Raw genomic sequence first — 21,216 nt, 5'->3', positions numbered from 1 at the left:
GATTTCAGTCATTCTGTTAGAAAATAAACGCTCAAATGTTCGCTCTATCTACAGTTGAAAATTTGGCTCTTATTTTTCTTTTCCCAGAGTGACTAAAGAGGGTTATTCTCTGATTGGCACACTCAAAAATCAATGCTCATAACCATAAATAAACTTTATGACTAACGAGATTACGGAAAAACTTAAACAAGCCTCCGATGGTTTGTTAATGATAAGTGAATCAGAGTATCCTTTTGAAGCTTTTTTGTGGTCTAATCAAGCGCAAGAACCAATGACCGCTCAAAAACTTCTCCAGTTAACAGGACATCCTCAAGAAACATCAGTTGAAGAAGTAGAACTAGATTATTTTTTTCGGAACTGTGCCCAAGAAAAAGAATGGCACGATCAAATACAACAACAAAATGTGTCAAAGTTTAAAACACTTGTCAAAACACTAAGACAGCACCTCACTAATATCAAAGTTTATCGCATAGGCACGATAAGTATTGATGTCTATATTGTTGGTAAAACTTCAGATAAAGATTTAGGTGGAATTTCGACAAAAGTTGTAGAAACCTAACTAGTCAAACATCAGCCTGTCTATAATTTACAGACAGGCTTGAAGTTTTAAATGAAGTACGTATAGGACTCATATTTGATTTCTGAAAAAACTCAGTACAACTAAGAAGCCCTCCAATACTGCTCGGTTAAGGATTTTTAACTCGGAATTGGGTTTTGGGAAAAGGTTAAAGGTTTTTTCTTTCCCCTTACCCCTTCCCCTTATCCCCAGAGGGGGCCCCACCTTCCCCTTTTCCCCTTAACCGACAAGTATTGAGAAGCCCTCTTTCCTGTTGCCTATTGCCTATTGCCTATTGCCTGTCTACGCAAATTCGTTCAGAAATCAAAGAGGATTCCTATATCCTTACAAATTGTCAACTCTAGACTCAATTACGCTTTGAACAGATGAAGAAACATTAGAGAGCAAATTGTAGCCAGTGTTTGTTTCAATGGAATCAACACTAACTCTGTAGTTTCTCCAGCTATTATTTCTAATTCCCTGCGAATTAGGCATATTCACTGCAATTACTCTTGTGTTAGTAGTGACGTTGCTAGCATTAGAATTTGATGAATCTAATACTACAATAACCTTCCATGTTCTGTTCGGAACTGTAACGTTACCATTAGCAATTGTGTTTCTTGCTCCATTCGCCCCAGTTCCACCAGTGCCATAGGAACCCGAAATAATATAGAGTTCTTTCCCCTGGTTTACTAAATCTCTAGAATAGTTTTCTAGTGCAGCCCAAGGCCCCTGATTATTATCAGGTGACTGAGGAATTATATTCGTCATTAAAAAAGTAGCAGAGTTATTGGTAACTGTATTTGTCCTATCTGCTGAAGCAGTCATATGTCCCCTGTCAAAACCGCTACCAGTGTAATCGGAAGAAGTGACTCGGTAGCAGCCTGAAGGTAATGTAGTATCTGCACGAAAATCATCTTGGCGAGGTGCGCTTCCTAGCCATGATGTGTTTAGCTGCCAACTTACCCAATTTGGTGTCCCTCTATAGCAATTGTAAGAAACTGCGTATTGAGATTTGCTCAACAAAAGATTACTGTAACTACTGCCAGCACTACTAGGATTGCCCATTCTTAGATGAACGCTTGAGGTTTGGGCTGTTAGTGGCTTTTGTAAATAATTAAGCAGAGTGAAAGATATTGCTGTTGGTACAGCAATAGTTAGAATAGCCCTGAGAAAATCAGACTTCTTCATTTGTTACTATTTATTTGTCTAAACAAACTACAATTTGTTCTGTTAAAGTTACAGAAATTCAGTAAAACTTACCAATCGCAATATAGCTATGGTTGTATAAAGAGAGGTTAAAAAGCTGTAAATATTGCGTTAACATCTAGTAATCATTTAGGTGATTATCTGAAATTAGATAATCACCTAAATAAGATGAAAAACTTATATAAGTAGGTAGACATAATGAAATATAAAATAAACTCCTCGTGTGTAGTGAGCGATTTATCGCTCAGATCAAGGATTATCAGGACTAAAGTCCTTACTACAAACAATAAATTTATTTATGCCTAGATACTTATTATTTGCTTTAATAATTGAGTAATGGCGCGGAGTGCCCGCGCCCAAGCGATCGCTATTTTCGCTCTACTGAGGTCTAAAGAGTATTTTGACTGATTGACAAAATACGCTTTATCCTAACCTGTCACGAGAGCTTAGAAAGAGGAAGGAATATTAAAAAATAGTCCTTGGTCGAATTGATCTTTCAAAAAGTCTTCCAGTTCAATTTCGTCGTCATTCGGAACTTGAAACCAAGTCTGGAAGTTGTGCTTTAAGAAGTATCCAAAAGATTTACAGCCGAAAAGTTGCTGCTCAATGCTTGTGATTGCGACGTTCATTGTATTTTCCTCAGGTTGTTTCAAGTATGTGATTAAGAATTGGTTAAACAAATTGGCGTTCCACAACAAGTGGATAAATTGTAGCAAGCTGTTCTTAGGCAGTTCTTGTACAGGGGAAGCAGACGGAGAGATTTTATAATTTGCTAAATCATTCCGCTTTCTCTGCAACGCCAACAAATTAATCATTGTTCAGCGCTCTCTGCACTAGCAAATGTATTGAGGAATAGAATTATTCTTACTACAAGGATCTAACCTCAACTGATTCAAGACCTGCTGTAATTCCACTTCTGATATATACTTCTCCTTAAGCGAACTGAAGTACAACAGTGCAGTTTCATAGCAGGCGACAGTTATGTTAGTGCGCTCCTCTGAACTTAGTGCTGCCACTATTTGAACTGTCTCATCCACATGCTTTACGTCACTACCTAAACAACTGTGCATTCGCAGGCAGCGAGTAGCATAGGTATTAGGTGGTAGTATCGCTTCTACCTGTTGGATATGCTCTGCTTTGATATTCATTGCTAGACGTTCCATCGTATAGCAATAACCAACGCAACGAATTGGATCTGCTGCTTGTACGCTCTGAGTGAAGTAACTCAGCAAAGCCATAGCAGTCGGAGGGAGGAGTGCTTTGACTACAGCTTCGGCATCATATCCCATCGATTGAATATCAAGCAAGGCGAGGCGATCGTGACCTTGTTCTTCATGAGCTTTCTGTGCTGCCCAGTGTGCTAAACTCCAGCGTCCCAATTCAGCAAAGCGCCCAGCTGCTTCTTCCATTAATACCCCAGTAGAGTGAGTTAAATGGTAGGAAGCGGCAAGTTGCCAGATCCAATGGGAGGGAGTTAAGGCAGGTGGCTTGCAGTTTGGTAACGTATCTTTGGCAGCAGATACTATAGCTCTATCTAGCAGCTTGCGAGTCTCAGATATATTGTCCCTGTTAAATATCAGTTGGATAAAGGGATTACTACTCTTTAGACTTAATTGGTTACTTTTGTGAGGTTTGTCGATGTTAGTTGAACGGAATAATAGATTCATGGCAAGTTTCTTTCATTTTCATGGGTTGTTTCTACCCATTCACGAATAAGGTTGTGGAGGATAAAGCGTTGCATAACCTCTCTTTGAGCACAAAGAACTTTAAATTGTATCTTCAGGGAGGAGGGAATGTATGCCTTGATATGCGTGATATTGTCTCGGTCTTCATCTAAGGTGTTAGTCATGAAAGAAGAAGTTGGGCCATCAGCCTTTACCCATTCGCTGATTAATACTTCTAAGACTTCACTCATCTTTAATCCATATTGTGCACAGAGCGCTTTAAACCGAAACTTAAGCGCTTTCGGCATACTACCTTTAATCACCGTATATGACTCTTGCTCCTCCTTATACATCCAGGTTACAAAAACAAAAGTTCAAAAGTCCTTTGTGATCTAGGGTAAGTTTTCTAAAAATTTTCACCAGTAAAGACTAGTGAAGTTAAGAAAAAAGTTATTTAGTAGTGACAACACTGCACACATTTTAAGAAAATTCCAGAAAATAAAATATACAAAATCTATAATGATAATCATTACTATAAGGGCAGGCTAGATTGCCGTTCGTAGCCTCTTTCTCGCCTTTTTGTAGTAAATTTAATGATGATTTGATTTTTGGGTAAATAGAGGTGTCAATACAATTAACGGATTCACTGAAAAAGTTGTTGAAGGAAACTGCACAGCAATTAAAAGGTGCGGACAAACGTAAATTTATAGCACAAACAGTTGTGGCATTAGGACACGGGGGACAGTCTCTAGCGGAGCGAGAGCTAGGATGGAATCGTGTAACTATTAGTAAAGGAATTAAAGAACTAACTACTAATATCACTTGTGTGGATAATTATCGAAGTAGAGGACGTTATAAAGCAGAAGTAAAACTACCAAATCTTTTAGAAGATATCAAAAAAATTGTCGATTCACAAAGTCAAATAGACCCAAGTTGTAAAAGCCAAAGACTGTATACACCTCTTTCTGCTGCTGAAGTGAGACAGCAATTAATTGATAAATTTGGTTATAATGATGAAGAATTACCCACTTCGGAAACAATTCGTGTCAAGTTAAATGATTTAGGGTATTGCCTCAAGCCGATTGCCAAGATTAAAAATCAAAAAAATATCCGAAACTGAATTTTAGAGAATCATTAGAATAAAAATATTTTTGATGGGCTTTAAACAGCATTATATTTTGCTAAAACTATGACTGGGAATGATAAGCATCCATAAAGTAAGTTAGTCAGTCAAACTTACTTTATGGATACATTTAACTAAAAAAGCCATGTCCTACTGCACTTTCAAGAAATATGGGGAATAGGGAAAGAAAGTGTTTATAACAGAATTCAGGAGTCAGGAGCCAGAATGGGCTAAACCGAATGGCACTAAGAAAAGATACAGCCCTTGTTCTGACTGGAACAAGCCTTCAGGCTGGGAATCCATTCTGGGAGGCTCCGCCTCCAGTAGCTTGAATTGAGGCAGAGCCTCTTTTAAATACATTCCCAGCCTCCAGGCTGGGAACGAGACGACACAAGCTTTTGGGTTTTTCTTAGTGCCATTCTGGGCTAAACCTTAGCTATCCGCTAACAAAATGAATTTTGAACTTCATAGTGGATAGCGCAGCGTAAAGCCTTCTCTTTCAGAGGTATGGCAACTCTTGGAGACGCTACCGCGTAGCGTCTGTCTGCGACACGCTCCGCGAACGTAGAGAGCGTCTTCATTCTGACCGGAGGCGGAGCGTCTCCGGCTCCGCTCCTGAATTCTTCTTCATAAAATGATTATCATTTCAAGTCTTTGTATATTTTATTTTCTGGAAATCTCGAATATTGAAAAAGATAAAAAAATAGTACAAAAACTAATATTTACAATTACATTCTGTCTTCTATCTAAAGACTGAGATATTGATTATGCTTAAGTTAAATATTAGATAAAAATAACTTATTTTTTAGTTAAGTCAAAATAATGTCAAACGCTGATTTGAAGTGTGACTGGTTATAGCTATTGAAGTTATCCTATTTTTCTTGTCCAAACTAGGCACTTACGTTTTTAATATTTTCTTTATAATTTTCCTAAAATTCTATATCTTCACTAGTAAAAACCTGACAAAAGTAAAAAGATAGATAGCGAAAGGACTTAGGTAACGCAAAAAACAAAAGTAATTAACGCGAAATGCTAGCTCTTTTCTTCCCAGACTTTTGCTACAAAGCAAACATACTTAATCAATGAAACCTCAAGATGAAAGGTTGAGAAGCAACTTCCAATTTTTCTAGATTCCAAAATTCTTTTTTTGCAAATAATTATTTAGTCACTACGAGGTCAGTTGTCATGGTTCAAATTCTTGAAAATCCAGCAGTCAAGCAACCACCAATTAGTAATAGAGTTGAAAGTTTTTTGCTAGATATGTTCGATAATGTTTGCCAAACTATTGAGGAAATAGATGGAAGTAAACTTGACGAACAACGCTGGACAAGAGATGAAAGAGGCCAATGGGTACAAGGTGAAAACAGTAATGGTGCTATATATATCGACAAGTCGCTGCGGAACGGCAATGTATTTGAAAAAGTAGGTATCAACTACGTATCGATGCAAGGTGAGTTACCTCCTGGTGTGACTTTCCGAGGCTCGGATGTTGTGATGGCTGACCCAACAACTATAACGCCAGATCAAAAAGGTACTTCTTTCTTCGCTACAAGTACCAGTGTTGTCATTAATGGATCTAATCCAATGATACCGACAGCACACGTTAACTATCGCTACTTTCAATTGGGTGATGGCACTGAACCTGGTTCTTGGTGGTTTGGCGGTGGAGGTGATTTAACACCAATTTACTTATTTGAAGAAGACGCAGTTCATTTTCATCAAGTACATAAAGCAGCTTGCGACCAGCACGATGCAGAACTCTATCCACGTTTGAAAAAGTGGTGCGATGAATACTTTTATCTTCCTCATCGCAGTGAGTGTAGAGGTGTAGGTGGAATTTTCTTTGACAATTTACAACATTCCGATGTCGAAACTTTACTTTCCTTTGTAAAAACTTGTTCTGAAGCTTTCATCCCTGCTTATTTTCCGATTGTCAAACAACGTAAGGATATGGAGTTTACGGAACAGGATAAATATTGGCAGCGTATCAGACGCGGACGTTATGCCGAATTTATTCTACTGCATGACAGAGGTGTTAGATTCGGATTGGAAAGCGGCATTGTGAGTACACAAAGTGTTCTTAATTGTATGCCTGGAGAAGCTTTTTGGAACTATAATGACCAACCCACGGCTGATAGCCAAGAAGCAAAGCTTCTAGAGGTACTGAGAAATCCCCAGGAATGGGTGTAAAGACGGTCAAGAGCAGATTTGAAAACAGCAGCTGATCAAAAATGTTGGCTACCCAAATCCTAACCCTGTTTTTTTACTCTCGGAAAACAATAATCGAAGCAAGATTCCGAAACTTTGATCGAGTCAAGCTTTGAGTGTTTATTTTCTAACAGGAACTAAAATTTGTAACCAAAACCTGGAGATTAAAGTTCTGAAAGGCTTTCAGTGATTGGGTTCTCCCAAAGTGATAAAAAGAGGGCTAATACCGTTTCACCTGAAGATTGATACAGATGACAGCCTGTTCTTCAGCAGGGCAGGCTCTTGAGCCAGGGGAAGTAAGAAAAATAATTTGTATCAAGAATTGAGTGAAATGGTATAATAAACGCCCTAATTTTTACTCTTTACATTTTTTTAGAGATCGCCTCTAAATAGGAAGTAACAAGGTGTTTATGGAAAAATTGCTGACAAGTATTTTGCTAAAAATTAACAAGTTATTTAGCTGGTCTAACTCAACTGAATTCGCCAACTTCAAAACTGAAATTAGCAAGTTTTTCCAAGTTCAATGGTTGAGTCATCTCTCCATCAAGCAGCTGCAAGAAGTTGACATTGTATTCCTGTGTATGTTTGCTAGCAGATACCTAACGGTGACGATCATTTTACTATACTTATGGAGTTCAATTCATACTAGTCCTGAATCACCAAGGACATGCTAGCCCTGAAGTCAATCGTAGGATTATAGGAGCAAAAAAGTTTCTGGCGATCGCTGTCTGAAATTTAGCAGTAATCAGCCATTGATTAGCTCGTTTTTCTAGGTCATTTAAATGAGTAAAAAACACGGAGAACTGGCAATGGATAACGTTACAGGTATTGGCGACATTACCATGAACGATGTGATGCAAATGGATTCCTCCAAAGCAGTGAGTATGTTTAGGAATCGATTTGCAGCCTACAAAAAGCTGGCAGATGAAATTGGAGAACATGCAGCTTTTGAACAAATGATGTTAGCCTACCCTGCTCATCAAAAAGCGTTCATGGGTGCTTTCATTGACAATACCACCATAGCCAAAGGCTTTACCGATGCAATTCCGATCTTTCGGATCATGGGCTTCCAAATGCAAGTCGTAGATATTTCCCAAGAAGGAAAAGATGCTGCACTAGAAATTCAACGAGTTTGCCCGGTTCTTTCAATTGCCAAAGAATATGGACTTGAAAGCCCTTGCCGAGTTATCTGTGAGATGGAACAAGAAGCAACCAGGAGAGCATTTCCTGGGATGAAAGCTGCAATTATTAGCAAGCAGGCAGATGGTGATTGCGTTTGTATGTTCAAGTATGAAAGACCTGCCAAAGGGGTAGAAGTAAAGCCACAAAAAACACCGAGCTTGTTCTCTCATATTCTCGATTTGATTCGCTTGACTCCTAAAATCTTGCAGATTGGGATGAATCTTTTAAAAACATCTCTTTCTAAAGGATCGTAACTTTTATGAATGGCATTGTTCAAGACCTCAAGCATTTGATTGCAGGTGAAGTTAGCAACGCTTCAGAAATTTTGACAGAAGTTTCCGAAGATTTTGGTGGTATATTCCAAAAGTCTCCTCAAGTTGTTGTCACTCCTCAAAACGCTAACGATATTGCCCAAACTGTCAAATATGCCGCTCAAAAAGGATTAGTAGTTTCTTCACGCGCTGCGGGACATTCGTTAGGTGGTCAATCTTTAAACCAAGATGGAATCGTTTTAAATATGAGGAATCTCGATAAAATTCGAGATATCCAAAAAGAGCAACTATGGTTTAAAGCTGATGCGGGAACTTCTTGGAATCAAGTAATCGATGCTTGTATTCCTGATGGTTTAGTTCCTCCCGTATTAACCAATTATTTTGGTGTTTCTGTCGGAGGAACTCATTCTGCGGGTGGTATAGGTGCAGCCTCTTTTCGTTACGGAAATCAAGCTGATAATTGTCTTGGTGTAGAAGTTGTAACCGCAGAAGGTGAGATTCTTTGGTGTTCGCCTGAAGAAAACAGCGAACTTTTTAATCACGTACTTTGCGGTTACGGTCAGTTTGGAATTATTACCCAAGTTCAGCACAAACTCAAAGTTTATCCTTCCCAAACCCGCACGTATTTACTTTTCTATGACAACCTAGATGCTCTTTTGCATGACAAGCGGGTTTTAGTAACCGAACAAAGGGTCGATCATCTTGTATCTTTCCCAGTTCCCTGTTTGCAAGGAGTATCCAGAGCTACAGGAATAATGCAACCTTTGATTCAATGGTTTTACACGTTGCGGATTACTGTTGAAGCAAATTCTATTGAAGCTATTGATGACAAAGAAATCCTTGCTGGCTTAAATTTTTACCGTCATATCCATACTGAAGACTTGGGATTTGCACAATTCATCGAACCCATGATTCAAGTAGATAGCAAGGATATCGCTCATCCTTGGATGGATGTTTTTCTTCCCGCCTCATCTGCTAAAAATTACATCGAAACAGCTCTCAAACAGTTGCCTTCTTTTCTCGATATTAGTAAAGCGCAAATGGGCTGCTTTTGCTTGGTAAACCGGAATAACACGATGCCAATGTTTCGTTTACCGCAAGAGGAAGAACTAATTTTTGGGTTTGGAATTTATCCCAGCATTCCGAAATCGCAAGTTCAACCCATCTTAGCTGAATTGAAAAAGCTCAGTAACCTGAGTTTAGAGATGGGCGGAAAAAGATATCTAACTTGCTGGATAGATTTTACTATTCAACAGTGGCAAAGCCAATTTGGCGATTACTGGCCAAAAGTTAATCAAATCAAAAGTAAGTACGATCCCAAAGGAATATTTAACTCTGGCTTTTTTGAGTACGAACAGATCGCACCACAAGAAAACCAACTCGTTGAGAATGTTGCTACTAAGTCTGCGATCGCAGTATAAGTCACTTCTCAATCATCTTGTTTAGAACCATCCATATTACTTGACCGAGGCTCTAGAAGAAGACAAACTTCAGAGGAGGAAACATGAATATCGCACTTGTAGGTCTTAGTCACAAAACAGCTCCGGTTGAAATTCGGGAAAAACTGAGTATTCCAGAAGAACGAATTGAAAACGCGATCGCTCAGCTGTGTAAATACTCTCACATTGAAGAAGCTGCCATTCTTAGCACTTGTAATCGTTTAGAAATTTACGTAGTTGTAAACCAGATAGATCGGGCTGCTCAACAGGTAACAGAGTTTCTTTGCGAGTACAGTAAATTGCCTTTTGCAGACTTGCAGCAATACTTGTTTACTCTGCTACAGCAAGATGCTGTTAAGCATTTGATGCAAGTTGCTTCCGGTTTGGATAGCTTGGTGTTGGGAGAAGGACAAATTCTAGCTCAAGTCAAACACACCTTCCAACTGGTTCAGCAATACAATCAGGGCGATCGCATCCTCAATCAGTTGTTCAAGCAAGCCGTTACCACTGCAAAGCGGGTGAGAACGCAAACATCAATCGGTACGGGTGCGGTTTCGGTTAGCTCTGCGGCAGTAGAATTAGCCCAAATCAAAGTAGAGAAGTTATCGGCTTGCCGAGTGACAATTGTCGGCGCTGGCAACATGGCTCGGCGACTGGTGCAACATCTAATCTCTAAAGGCGCAACTCAAATTTCAATTGTCAATCGTTCCGTCGAACGAGCTGAGGAATTGGCGAATCAATTTAGTGATGCTGGAGTGCAATATTATCCCCTGGCTGAATTGATGTCATTAGTGGCAGCTGCGGATTTGGTTTTTACCAGCACTGCTTCAGTTGAACCCTTACTCGATAAAGCCAAACTCAAAGCTGCATTGCAACCCGAACAGCCTTTGATGCTGGTCGATATTTCAGTGCCTCGTAACGTTGATGCGGACGTTAATGAGTTACCTCACGTGCGGGTGTTTAATGTTGATGATTTAAAAACCGTCGTTGCCCAGAATCAAGAAAGTCGTCGGCAAATGGCAATCGAGGCGCAAGCATTAATCCAAGAGGATTTAGAGGCATTTCAAACTTGGTTGCGATCGCGAGAAACCGTTTCCATTATTAGCTGTTTACGGGACAAACTCGAAAAAATTCGCGAACAAGAGTTAGAAAAAGCTTTGTCCCGTATGGGGTCTGATTTTGCTAAAAAACATCAAGAAGCCGTTGAAGCCTTAACTCAAAGGATTATCAACAAAATTCTCCACGAACCGATGGTACAACTGCGGACGCAGCGAGATGTAGAAGCTCAACGCCTTGTCCTCCAAGTTCTGCAAGAGTTATTTAATCTAGATACAGGAGAGGTGCAATCTAGTTTTGTTGCCGAAACATCCTCCCTATCAATAAGCACCGTAGAGATAGCAGCAAAAAACATCAATGTTGCTCAAGTGAATCGGGAACATTTCAAACTTGCTCAAATGAGACTTGAAAGTATTGAAGTCCATGCAAAAGTCGAAGAAGTTATTGCTTAAAGCGTAACTTAAGAAAATCCATGATTCTTAATAGCAATAACAGGAAAGAAGTATGTTAAAAAACTTCTGGTACGCTTGTGAGTTTAGCGCCGCCGTTACTAACAAGCCCAAGCAAGTTCGGATATTAAATCAGAAATTAGTCTTTTATCGTAACGGTAAAGGACAACTGATAGCTCTCCAAGATCGGTGTCCCCATCGTGGTGCTGCCTTATCTCTTGGTTGGGTAAAAGATGATTGTATCCATTGCCCCTATCATGCCTGGAAGTTTCAAGCAGATGGGAAATGTATTAAGATTCCTGCTAATCAACCCGGAATTCCTATTCCCAAGAATGCTCGTGTAGATAGCTATCCAATACAGGAAAAATACGGTTTTATCTGGCTATTTTATGGAGACTTACCAGAAGAAGAACGTCCGCCAATCCCACCCTTGCCAGAATTTGAAGACCCAAGCCTACAGAAAATTTTCTTTGAATACGAACTGAATGCTCACTACACCCGCACGCTAGAGAATGATATGGATATGTCTCACGTATCTATTATTCATTCCAAGTCCTTCGGTAATGGGTTTGCATTAGAGCAAAAAATGGAAGATTACGAGCTGAATGTAGGGGAATGGGAGGGTCACGCTAAAGTTGATGTCAGAGATTACACCAAAGCAAAAGACCTTTTCGCCTTTGTGTTTCGCCCATTGAAAGCCAATGTGAAGGTGACTCTAGGCTTTTATATGCCCAATATCACTCGGTTAGTGGTTGACTTCGGTCGTGGCAAGCTGGTTAATTTTACTGTCCATGTTCCTGTGGACGATCGCACCACTATTACCAAGCGAATTCAGTTTCGCAGTTTTTTAACTTTCCCTTGGGCCGATGGTATCTTTCAACGAGCAGCTTACAAAGTTGTCATGGAAGATAAGGGAGTGGTTGAGTCTGAATATCCGATGGCAGTCCCGGATAAGTTGTCAGACGAAGTTCACGTTCCTTGTGATAACTTATCTCTTGCTTATCGCAAACTTCGGCAAAAATGTTTGGCTATGGGATGGGGTATGAAACCTGAGCGGCAGCAATCAGATAACTCGAACGAAAATTTAATGCCACCTTCTTCTGAGAAAACAGAATGGTTTGTTTCAGCTATAGTGAGCGATCGCTCATGAACAGCTTCTATCTTATTGAAGAACTAAATTTAGAGTCCGCATAATTAGGGCGGGCAAGATGCCACTGGTGTCAACTTAAGCTCAAACGCTTATTTCACAGGTGTTTTACCCCCCTTAATCCCCCCTTATAAAGGGGGGAAACAAGAAAATCCAGTTCCCTCCCCTTTATAAGGGGAGGGTTAGGGTGGGGTAACGCAGATCGTGATGGGAAGCGCGTTTTGACAAAGATTTCACGTTAAGTTGACACCAATGGCAAGATGCCTACCCCACAAGGTTGGATTGTTGCAAATTCCAAATTCTTGAAATGACAATTATTAAATCCAGGGAGAAATGTATGGGGAATTATACGTTACTGCAAGCGGCGCGAGGTGAGGTACTCGATCGCCCTCCGGTATGGGTGATGCGCCAAGCAGGTCGCTACATGAAAGTTTATCGAGACTTGCGTCAGAAATATCCTTCGTTCCGCGATCGCTCCGAGAACCCCGATTTAGCCGTGGAAATCTCGCTGCAACCTTTCCGTGCCTTCCAACCCGACGGGGTGATTATGTTCTCAGATATCCTCACGCCGTTGCCTGGTATGGGTATCTCCTTTGACATTATCGAAAGTAAAGGGCCAATATTCGAGCAGCCAATCCGCACGCCAGCCCAAATTGAAGCGCTGACTGCCCTCGATCCCGAAGCTTCTTTACCCTTTGTGCAGCAAATTCTGAGGACGCTACGCCAAGAAGTTAACGGTCAAGCTACCGTCTTGGGATTTGTTGGCGCTCCTTGGACGCTAGCTGCCTATGCGATTGAAGGTAAAAGCTCGAAAGACTACGCCATTATCAAAAGGATGGCTTTCTGCCAACCTGCGATGCTGCATCAATTTTTAGGTAAACTGGCAGATGCGATCGCAGTTTACGCCCGCTACCAAATTGATGCCGGTGCCCAAATCGTGCAACTGTTTGACTCTTGGGCGGGACAACTCAGCCCTGAAGATTTCCAAACATTTTCTTTACCTTATCTGCAACGAGTCGTGCAACAGGTGAAAGCAACGCACCCGGACACGCCCCTGATTTTGTATATCAACAACAGTGCTGGAATCTTAGAGTTAATGGCGCAATCGGGTGTCGATATCGTCAGCGTAGACTGGACTGTAGATATGGCAGTAGCGCGGCAGCGACTCGGCGCAAATATTGGAGTGCAAGGAAATATCGATCCGTGCGTATTGTTCGGTACTAAAGAGCTAATCCGCGATCGCATTCTGGACACGATCCGCAAAGCGGGGAATCAAAAGCACATCCTCAATCTCGGTCACGGGATTTTACCGAACACTCCAGAAGAGAATGTTGCTTTCTTTTTCGAGACAGTCAAACAGCTCAACTACGCGTCAAACAATCTCAACTAAAAGCTATGACTTCAGTGCAACCCGCTTCATCTAATATTTCCAGTCTCGTTCGCACCATCCGCATCGGTTCTCGTAAAAGCCAACTCGCACTCGTGCAAACTTACTGGGTTCGAGAACAACTCCAGCAACGCTTTCCCGATATTTCCTTTGAAGTCCACACCATGTCCACCCAAGGCGACAACATCTTGGATGTGGCCTTAGCCAAGATTGGCGATAAGGGATTATTCACCAAGGAACTCGAATTGGGAATGCTCAATCAGGAGATTGACTTTGCAGTTCACTCTCTCAAGGATTTGCCGACTTGCTTGCCAGAGGGGTTAGCGTTAGCAGCCGTAACAGAACGGGAAAACCCAGCAGATGCTTTAGTTGTGCATGAAAAGCACCAAGATAAGCAAATCGATACGCTGCCAGAAGGCACAGTTATCGGCACTTCTTCCCTGCGCCGCCTTGCACAATTGCGTTATCACTTCCCCCATTTTACTTTTAAGGATGTGCGCGGCAACTTAAATACGCGCTTGGCAAAGTTGGATGATGGAGAGTACGATGTGCTGATTTTGGCAGCAGCAGGGTTGCAGCGATTGGGAATGAGCGATCGCATTCATCAAATTCTGCCCACCGAACTTTCTCTTTATGCCGTCGGACAAGGAGCGTTAGGGATTGAATGCCGCGCTGACGATTTGCAAGTGCTGTCATTACTCAAAGCAATCGAACACATCCCTACCCGCGATCGCGTTTTAGCCGAACGTGCTTTCTTGCGAGAATTAGAAGGTGGCTGCCAAGTACCAATCGGTGTTGATACGCAGCTAGACGAAAATACACTGACATTAACAGGATTAGTTGCCAGCGTCGATGGCAAACGTCTAGTCAAAGATTCTGTTACGGGCACTGTTAGCGAAGCAGAAAATTTAGGTATTCAATTAGCTCATAAATTGCGGCAACAGGGAGCTACAGAGATTTTGGCTGAAATTTTTCAGACAGTCCAGCGTAGTTAGGTAGACGCAAGTTGAATTACCCCCCTTAATCCCCCCTTAGAAAGGGGGGAAACAGCAAATCTAGTTCCCTCCCCTTTCCAAGGGGAGGGTTAGGGTGGGGTAAAACTGACACTAAAACTCAGTGAGTAAACTATTTCAGACTTGTGTGTACACCGTAGCCTTTACCCATTTCTGCAAGAAGTCTATTGGCTAAGTAAAGCCTTTGATCGTTCATCTTAATACTATGTTTCCAATTCATCGCCCGCGCCGGCTAAGAAGCCATCCCCAATTGCGGCGGATGGTGCGCGAAAACGTCCTGACAACCAGCGATTTAATTTACCCGCTTTTTGCCGTACCGGGTGAGGCGATCGCTAACGAAGTCAAATCCATGCCCGGAGTTTACCAACTTTCTGTAGATAAAATCGTCGAAGAAGCGAAGGAAGTCTACGACCTCGGCATTCCAGCCATTATTTTATTTGGCATTCCTGAAGATAAGGATTCAGATGCAACGGGCGCTTGGCACGATTGCGGTATTGTTCAAAAAGCCACTACTGCCGTTAAAGAAGCCGTACCCGACTTAATCGTTATCGTCGATACTTGCTTGTGTGAATACACTAGTCATGGTCACTGCGGCTATTTAGAAGTAGGAGATTTGACGGGTCGAGTTCTCAACGATCCAACGCTGGAATTGCTGAAAAAAACAGCAGTTTCACAAGTCAAAGCGGGTGCAGATATCATCGCACCATCTGGAATGATGGATGGTTTCGTGCAAGCCATTCGTTCGGGTTTAGATGAAGCAGGCTACCAAGATACGCCGATATTATCTTACGCCGCCAAGTATGCCTCGGCTTATTACGGGCCTTTCCGCGATGCCGCCGACTCAATACCGCAATTTGGCGATCGCAGAACCTACCAAATGGACTCCGGTAACGGTCGTGAAGCCTTAAGAGAAATCGAACTCGACATTACCGAAGGTGCAGATATGTTAATGGTCAAGCCAGCCTTGGCCTACATGGATATTATCTGGCGCGTTAAGGAAGCAAGCAACTTACCCGTTGCAGCTTACAACGTTTCTGGCGAATACTCGATGGTTAAAGCCGCTGCCCTCAACGGTTGGATCGACGAAGAACGGGTGGTAATAGAAACATTGACTGGCTTTAAACGGGCTGGCGCTGACTTGATTTTGACTTATCACGCCAAAGATGCTGCTCGTTGGTTAGCGAAACTTGGCAATTAAACTTTCTAGTTTTGATTTCATGTTGTCGATGTAGAGGAAAAATTTCTCATGTTCATTCCACTCGGTTTCGTTCAACGCTCCGTTTTAATCAGCTTGGGAAAAATGGCCTATTACACTAACCAAGGTGAACTTTGGGCAACCGATGGAATGGGCGATACGCCATCGGACACGCTGCGCGATCGCGAAACTTTAATATTCTTCCACGGTATTGGAGGTGGAGCATCTGCTTACGGGTGGTCGAAGGTGTATCCAGCATTTGCAGCAGAGTATAGAGTGTTAGCACCCGACTTGATTGGCTGGGGGCGATCGGATCATCCCGAACAAAATTATCTTCCAGGCGACTACATCGCAATGCTAATTGAGTTCATCGAGAAGACGTGCCAAGCCCCTGTAACAATAATTGCTTCTTCCCTAACTGGAGCTTTTGCAATTCGAGCCGCAGTCAAACGTCCCGACCTGTTTAAATCACTCATTCTTACGCTTCCGTCAGGCATTAAAGACTTTAGGCAATACTATAGCAATAGCTTTTTCGCTCAAATTGCCAGTGTTCCTATTCTTGATCGCGTTCTTTACGCAGGCCAAGTCAGCAACTTTGGCATTCGTGACTTCTTTGAGCGAGTGTTTGCTCAACCCAATCGTCTTTCTCCCGAAATTGTAGAAGCTTTTGTGCAATCGGCGCAGCAGCCAAATGCCGAGTATGCTGCCCTATCATTTTTACAAGGTAGCTCATCCTTCGATCTATCAGAATACATTCCAAGATTGACAACACCTACCATCTTTATTTGGGGAAGCCAAGCGAAGTTTACAGGGCCGGAGGTAGGGCGTCGCCTTGCAAATCTAAATCCACAAGCAATCCAAGCATTTATAGAACTAGAAGATGTAGGGTTGAATCCAGAACTGGAAGTGCCGGAAGTAATTATCGGATTAATTCGGAAGTATTTGCCTGTGTTGAAGCAGTAAATTTTTGATATGGCGCTTCTCAGTTCGCCAAGAACACTAAGAGTTCTTAAAGCCCTATCTTTAATGCATCGACCTGCACCTTTGATGCATCGACCTGCACCTTTGATTCATCGACCTGCAAAAATTAACCTTCCCTACGTTACGGAACAACTCTAAAAGACTTGTGTATACACCTACAAACTTTCAAAATTTATCGAATTTCTTCAAATGTTCGTTATTAGGAAAACTAGGTTGATCTCATGAAGACTACTTTAACTCCTCAAGCAACTCTATCCAAATCTCTACCCCCAGTTGATGCTAAGACTAGAGTCAGTCAATTGATGCGGCAGTTGCAAGACGAAATCTCTCAGGGTTTGCAACAGCTAGATGGCGGAGGCACGTTTCAAGAAGATGCATGGGAACGACCTGAAGGGGGCGGCGGCAGATCCCGTGTCATCCGCGACGGCGCAGTATTTGAGCAAGGTGGAGTTAATTTCTCTGAAGTCTGGGGTTCTCACCTGCCGCCTTCAATCTTGGCACAACGTCCTGAAGCGGAGGGACATCAGTTTTATGCCACCGGAACTTCAATGGTATTGCATCCGCGCAATCCTTACGTGCCAACTGTTCATCTTAACTACCGCTACTTTGAAGCTGGCCCGGTTTGGTGGTTTGGTGGCGGCATCGATCTAACGCCTTACTATCCGTTTGCTGAAGATGCAGCCCATTTTCATTACACATTAAAGCAGGCTTGTGACGCGCACGATCCCGAATATTATTCAGTGTTTAAACCTTGGTGCGACGAGTATTTTTATCTGAAACATCGTCAAGAAATGCGGGGCATTGGCGGGATCTTTTTTGACTATCAAGACGGTCAAGGTCAGCTTTATCGAGGCCCCGATCCCAAAGGTGCAGCAGCAATCACCAGCGATCGCCTTGGCATACCAGCATCCCGCAATTGGGAAGAATTATTTGCATTCGTGCAGGATTGTGGTAGAGCTTTCTTACCTGCTTACGCGCCAATTGTCAAGCGGCGGCAGTCAATGGAGTATGGCGATCGCGAACGTAATTTTCAATTGTATCGGCGCGGACGCTACGTTGAATTCAATTTAGTTTACGATCGCGGCACGATTTTCGGGTTGCAAACTAACGGGCGCACAGAGTCAATTTTGATGTCTTTACCTCCATTAGTGCGTTGGGAGTACGGCTATCAACCCGAACCAAATACGCCAGAAGCCGAGTTATACCAAGTATTCTTAAAGCCTCAAGATTGGGCAAGCCTGACATCGCTTCTGGTTTAACTTTTGCCGTCAAAACATAAGACATGTCATTTGTCATTTGTCATTCGTATTTACAAAGGATAAATGACTAATGACCAAGGACAATTTTACTAAAGTCCTCACTGAAATTTGAAGGATTGACATGAATTTACAATTGCTCTCGAAACCTTCAAAGCAATGGACGCTGGCTGTAGTTGTCGGTGGTACCGCCCTTACAGGAATTATCGCTTTCTATGGTATTTCTCAATCAAATTCTCAATCCAAACCAACCAGCAAACCTGTTGAAGTTGTGCAAACCAGACCAAAGATTGAGGAAATTACCGCTTTAGGACGGATAGAACCAGCAACGGAAGTCATCAAAGTATCCGTACCTGCTACTTTAAGCAACGATCGCGTCGCCCAACTACTCGTACAGCGTGGCAGTAGCGTTAAAGCAGGTCAAGCGATCGCCATTATGGATTCGCGCGATCGTCTGCAAAATGCTCTACTGGAAGCACAAGCACAAGTCAAAGTATCCCAGGCACAGTTAGCCAAGGTACAAGCTGGCGCAAAATCTGGAGAGATTGCCGCCCAAAAAGCTGAAATCGCTCGCCTTGAACAAGAGTTAAAGGGCGAAATAGCTACTAGAGATGCCACTATCTCTCGCTGGCAAGCCGAAGTCAAAACTGCCAATAGTGAATACAATCGCTATTCCTCGCTTTACCAAAACGGAGCGATTTCTGCTGTGGAAGTAGATCGAAAACAACTTGCTCTGGAAACAACGCAAGCACAGCTTACCGAAGCGAGAGCTAACCAAAATAAGAGTGTAGATACTCTACGGCAGCAGATCAAGCAAGCTAAGGCAACCTTAGATGAGATTGCTGAGGTACGTCCGGTAGACGTGCAAGCAGCTGATGCCGAAGTTAATAAAGCGATCGCCGCAGTCAAAAAAGCTGAAGCCGATCTTGCTGAAGTTTATATTCGCGCCCCCATAGCAGGTCGCATTCTCGATATTAAGGCCAAACCCGGAGAAGTTGTTGGTGAAAAAGGCATTGCCGAACTCGGACAAACCAGCTCGATGGAAGCGATCGCAGAGATATATCAAACTGATATTAGCAAAGTTCGTGAAGGTCAACAGGTAACAATTTCGAGTGAGTCTTTTTCCCCAGAGTTGCGCGGAACCGTTCGGCTCATTGGGCTACAAGTGATTCAACAAGAAGTAACTAGCGGCGAACCTGGAGAAAATCTCGATCGCAAAGTTATTGAAGTGAGAATTGCACTCGATCCCCAAGATAGCAAACGAGTTGCGAACTTAACTAACTTGCAAGTACAGGTTGCCATTCAGCCGAATAACAATATCAACCAATAAGAGAGAACAGGCAAAATTAATCCTAATTCTCAAAAATAATGCGACAAACAGACCATTTTGTAGAGACGCGATTCATCGCGTCTTCAATTCACCCAAAGATGTGTTCCTTGAATTTTTAATTTATAATTTTGAATTTTTAATTGGAGCGAAGCGACTTGACTATCAAAACATTTATATTCGGTAAATTATTCCGCAAAACCCCACTTGCTTGGCGGCAAATGAGCCGTCAAAAGACTCGTTTGTTAGTTGCTATAGCAGGAATTGCTTTTGCTGATTTTCTGATGTTTTTTCAACTGGGAGTTAGGGATGCACTCTTCGATTCGCAAGTTACCCCCTATACCACGCTTAAAGGAGATTTATTTTTAGTCAATAAACTGTCTGATAACTTGCAATCTATCAAAAGTTTTTCCAGAAATAAGCTCTATAAAATAGCAGGTGTTAACGGTGTAGAATCCCTGGCAACGCTATATGTGAGTCAAGCATCGTGGCGAAATCCTGAAAATCGAGCTAGCCGTCAAATTTTTGTCTACGGAATTGATCCGAATCAGCCAGCATTTGACTTACCAGAACTCGATGGACAATTGAATAAACTAAAGTTATTGAATCGAGCGTTGTTTGACAGAGCCGGATTGGTTCCTCAACTTGGGGACGTTCCTAGTTTGCTGAAAAAACAGAATCCGCTTTCTGTTCAAGCTAACGATTATAAAATTCAAATAGTTGGATTATTTAAGCTCGGTTCTTCTTTTTCTGCTGACGGCAATCTGATCGTCAGCGATTCTACCTTTTTACGGCTCTTTCCCCAACGCCAAGCAAACGAAATCGATCTGGGTATTGTTGACGTAGAACCAAATGCCTCGATCGAGCAGATTCAGGCTGATTTACGAGCCAAGCTACCGGATGATTTACTAGTACTAAACCTGGCTGAATTCACTGCCCGTGAAAGTACATATTGGTCTACAGGTTCCTCTATTGGCCCGACTTTTAACCTCGGTGTTGCAATTGGTTTTCTAGTCGGAGCAGTTATCGTTTATCAAATTCTCTATACCGATGTCTCCGATCATTTGCCCGAATACGCAACCTTAAAAGCAATGGGTTACAGCGATAGATATCTGATTGGAGTTATTGTTCAAGAAGCTTTTACTTTAGCGGTTTTGGGCTTTTTTCCAGGTTTTTTGCTATCGAGTGGATTTTACATCTTTTTTCAGTCTGTGACGTTTTTACCGACTACGATGAAACTAGCTCGTGCGGTAACTGTGTTAGTTTTGACTTTCGTCATGTGTCTTGGAGCCGGAGCGATCGCTATGCAAAAGTTACGAGCAGCCGATCCGGCTGATATCTTCTAAGTTTTGAGCAATCGAGTCAGGAGTTTTGAGTTGAAGTGTAGAAAAATATCGCATTTTAAAACTCATAGTTTTCTAGCCCTACCAGTTTTCTAGAACCAAGCCCAAGGGAACTCCAAGAAATAAATTATCCAATATTGTGGGGTGGACATCTTGCCACTGGTGTCAACTTAACGCGAAATCGCACGTCCGCCAGTCCGCCAGGGATTGTAAATCCTGTCTCATAGCTAAAGTCCTCTGAAGAGGACTTCATAGCGCAAAAATTTTCAGTCTACTTCAGTAGACTTGAGCAATTAGTCAGGGATTTACAATCCCTGGCGGGTGAACAACACCCAATCAGTACGCTATTTTTGGCTTAAGTTGACACCAGTGGCTTTTCGGCCCACCCGGTTGGATATTTTTATGTGAA

18 protein-coding genes and 1 pseudogene are annotated in these 21,216 nt (G+C 42.2%); 15 read left to right on the top strand and 4 right to left on the bottom strand.

Going from position 1 to position 21,216, the window contains the following annotated elements; genetic code table 11:
- Positions 1-157: 157 nt before the first annotated feature.
- Positions 158-559: a nuclease A inhibitor family protein gene (locus A4S05_RS06990; RefSeq protein WP_069069108.1), complete on the top strand. Its 402-nt coding sequence runs from the start codon at positions 158-160 to the stop codon at positions 557-559.
- 342 nt (positions 560-901) lie between these two features.
- On the opposite strand, the gene A4S05_RS06985 is transcribed toward A4S05_RS06990, so the two are convergent.
- The 4 genes from A4S05_RS06985 to A4S05_RS06970 all read right to left on the bottom strand — a co-directional run bounded on the left by A4S05_RS06985 (position 902) and on the right by A4S05_RS06970 (position 3,752).
- Positions 902-1,747 carry a DNA/RNA non-specific endonuclease gene (locus tag A4S05_RS06985; protein ID WP_069069107.1) on the bottom strand — a complete coding sequence of 282 codons (846 nt, stop codon included), beginning with the start codon at positions 1,745-1,747 and terminating at the stop codon, positions 902-904.
- A gap of 464 nt (positions 1,748-2,211) precedes the next feature.
- Complete coding sequence (locus tag A4S05_RS40095; RefSeq protein ID WP_141699661.1) at positions 2,212-2,394, bottom strand: hypothetical protein; 183 nt, start codon at positions 2,392-2,394, stop codon at positions 2,212-2,214.
- Positions 2,395-2,598: 204 nt separating this feature from the next.
- A complete protein-coding gene (locus tag A4S05_RS06975; RefSeq protein ID WP_069069105.1) occupies positions 2,599-3,432 on the bottom strand; it encodes a hypothetical protein in 834 nt (277 codons plus the stop codon).
- Positions 3,429-3,752, bottom strand: coding sequence for a hypothetical protein (locus A4S05_RS06970; protein WP_176726940.1), 324 nt, complete (start codon positions 3,750-3,752; stop codon positions 3,429-3,431). Before A4S05_RS06970 ends, A4S05_RS06975 begins: the two co-directional genes overlap by 4 nt.
- A 305-nt stretch (positions 3,753-4,057) precedes the next feature.
- Between A4S05_RS06970 and A4S05_RS06965 the strand changes: the two are divergent.
- From A4S05_RS06965 to devC, 14 genes and pseudogenes are all read left to right on the top strand, one after another.
- A pseudogene (locus A4S05_RS06965) lies at positions 4,058-4,540 on the top strand (ISAzo13 family transposase); the annotation flags it as partial.
- Between the two features lie 1,197 nt (positions 4,541-5,737).
- Positions 5,738-6,742 carry an oxygen-dependent coproporphyrinogen oxidase gene (hemF, locus tag A4S05_RS06960; protein WP_069069103.1) on the top strand — a complete coding sequence of 335 codons (1,005 nt, stop codon included), beginning with the start codon at positions 5,738-5,740 and terminating at the stop codon, positions 6,740-6,742.
- A gap of 800 nt (positions 6,743-7,542) precedes the next feature.
- Entirely contained in the window at positions 7,543-8,196 is a 654-nt protein-coding gene (locus tag A4S05_RS06955; protein WP_069069102.1) for an L-2-amino-thiazoline-4-carboxylic acid hydrolase, read from the top strand.
- Between the two features lie 5 nt (positions 8,197-8,201).
- A complete protein-coding gene (locus tag A4S05_RS06950; RefSeq protein ID WP_069069101.1) occupies positions 8,202-9,635 on the top strand; it encodes an FAD-binding protein in 1,434 nt (477 codons plus the stop codon).
- Between the two features lie 83 nt (positions 9,636-9,718).
- Entirely contained in the window at positions 9,719-11,161 is a 1,443-nt protein-coding gene (locus tag A4S05_RS06945; protein ID WP_069069100.1) for a glutamyl-tRNA reductase, read from the top strand.
- A gap of 52 nt (positions 11,162-11,213) precedes the next feature.
- A complete protein-coding gene (locus tag A4S05_RS06940) occupies positions 11,214-12,308 on the top strand; it encodes an aromatic ring-hydroxylating dioxygenase subunit alpha (RefSeq protein WP_069069099.1) in 1,095 nt (364 codons plus the stop codon).
- Between the two features lie 334 nt (positions 12,309-12,642).
- On the top strand, positions 12,643-13,695 hold the full coding sequence (gene hemE / locus A4S05_RS06935; protein WP_069069098.1) for a uroporphyrinogen decarboxylase: 1,053 nt from the start codon (positions 12,643-12,645) through the stop codon (positions 13,693-13,695).
- 5 nt (positions 13,696-13,700) lie between these two features.
- Positions 13,701-14,687 (top strand): hydroxymethylbilane synthase, encoded by a 987-nt coding sequence (hemC, locus tag A4S05_RS06930; protein WP_069069097.1) that lies wholly within the window; start codon positions 13,701-13,703, stop codon positions 14,685-14,687.
- 223 nt (positions 14,688-14,910) lie between these two features.
- Complete coding sequence (hemB, locus tag A4S05_RS06925; protein WP_069069096.1) at positions 14,911-15,903, top strand: porphobilinogen synthase; 993 nt, start codon at positions 14,911-14,913, stop codon at positions 15,901-15,903.
- Positions 15,904-15,951: 48 nt separating this feature from the next.
- The gene (locus A4S05_RS06920) at positions 15,952-16,863 is read left to right on the top strand and encodes an alpha/beta fold hydrolase (RefSeq protein ID WP_069069095.1); all 912 of its coding nucleotides are present in this window, start codon (positions 15,952-15,954) and stop codon (positions 16,861-16,863) included.
- 9 nt (positions 16,864-16,872) lie between these two features.
- A complete protein-coding gene (locus A4S05_RS41395) occupies positions 16,873-17,019 on the top strand; it encodes a hypothetical protein (RefSeq protein ID WP_176726939.1) in 147 nt (48 codons plus the stop codon).
- 83 nt (positions 17,020-17,102) lie between these two features.
- Positions 17,103-18,140, top strand: a complete 1,038-nt coding sequence (gene hemF / locus A4S05_RS06915) for an oxygen-dependent coproporphyrinogen oxidase (RefSeq protein ID WP_069069094.1) — start codon at positions 17,103-17,105, stop codon at positions 18,138-18,140.
- Positions 18,141-18,261: 121 nt separating this feature from the next.
- A complete protein-coding gene (locus A4S05_RS06910; RefSeq protein WP_069069093.1) occupies positions 18,262-19,467 on the top strand; it encodes an ABC exporter membrane fusion protein in 1,206 nt (401 codons plus the stop codon).
- A gap of 155 nt (positions 19,468-19,622) precedes the next feature.
- Positions 19,623-20,810 (top strand): ABC transporter permease DevC, encoded by a 1,188-nt coding sequence (gene devC / locus A4S05_RS06905; protein ID WP_370684405.1) that lies wholly within the window; start codon positions 19,623-19,625, stop codon positions 20,808-20,810.
- Positions 20,811-21,216: the final 406 nt, after the last annotated feature.

It is taken from the genome of Nostoc sp. KVJ20 (assembly GCF_001712795.1).
GTDB lineage: Bacteria > Cyanobacteriota > Cyanobacteriia > Cyanobacteriales > Nostocaceae > Nostoc.
The sequence above is the reverse complement of the archived record's forward strand: the minus strand, read 5'-3'. Positions and strand labels throughout refer to the sequence as shown.

Coding starts and splice junctions, on each gene's coding strand:
- A4S05_RS06955 (WP_069069102.1), top strand. CDS start 7,543: ATGAGTAAAAAACACGGAGAACTGGCAATGGATAACGTTACAGGTATT.
- A4S05_RS06985 (WP_069069107.1), bottom strand. CDS start 1,747: ATGAAGAAGTCTGATTTTCTCAGGGCTATTCTAACTATTGCTGTACCA.
- hemF (WP_069069094.1), top strand. CDS start 17,103: ATGAAGACTACTTTAACTCCTCAAGCAACTCTATCCAAATCTCTACCC.
- A4S05_RS06950 (WP_069069101.1), top strand. CDS start 8,202: ATGAATGGCATTGTTCAAGACCTCAAGCATTTGATTGCAGGTGAAGTT.
- hemC (WP_069069097.1), top strand. CDS start 13,701: ATGACTTCAGTGCAACCCGCTTCATCTAATATTTCCAGTCTCGTTCGC.
- A4S05_RS41395 (WP_176726939.1), top strand. CDS start 16,873: ATGGCGCTTCTCAGTTCGCCAAGAACACTAAGAGTTCTTAAAGCCCTA.
- A4S05_RS06975 (WP_069069105.1), bottom strand. CDS start 3,432: ATGAATCTATTATTCCGTTCAACTAACATCGACAAACCTCACAAAAGT.
- A4S05_RS40095 (WP_141699661.1), bottom strand. CDS start 2,394: ATGAACGTCGCAATCACAAGCATTGAGCAGCAACTTTTCGGCTGTAAA.
- hemB (WP_069069096.1), top strand. CDS start 14,911: ATGTTTCCAATTCATCGCCCGCGCCGGCTAAGAAGCCATCCCCAATTG.
- A4S05_RS06945 (WP_069069100.1), top strand. CDS start 9,719: ATGAATATCGCACTTGTAGGTCTTAGTCACAAAACAGCTCCGGTTGAA.
- hemE (WP_069069098.1), top strand. CDS start 12,643: ATGGGGAATTATACGTTACTGCAAGCGGCGCGAGGTGAGGTACTCGAT.
- hemF (WP_069069103.1), top strand. CDS start 5,738: ATGGTTCAAATTCTTGAAAATCCAGCAGTCAAGCAACCACCAATTAGT.
- A4S05_RS06920 (WP_069069095.1), top strand. CDS start 15,952: ATGTTCATTCCACTCGGTTTCGTTCAACGCTCCGTTTTAATCAGCTTG.
- A4S05_RS06990 (WP_069069108.1), top strand. CDS start 158: ATGACTAACGAGATTACGGAAAAACTTAAACAAGCCTCCGATGGTTTG.
- A4S05_RS06940 (WP_069069099.1), top strand. CDS start 11,214: ATGTTAAAAAACTTCTGGTACGCTTGTGAGTTTAGCGCCGCCGTTACT.
- A4S05_RS06910 (WP_069069093.1), top strand. CDS start 18,262: ATGAATTTACAATTGCTCTCGAAACCTTCAAAGCAATGGACGCTGGCT.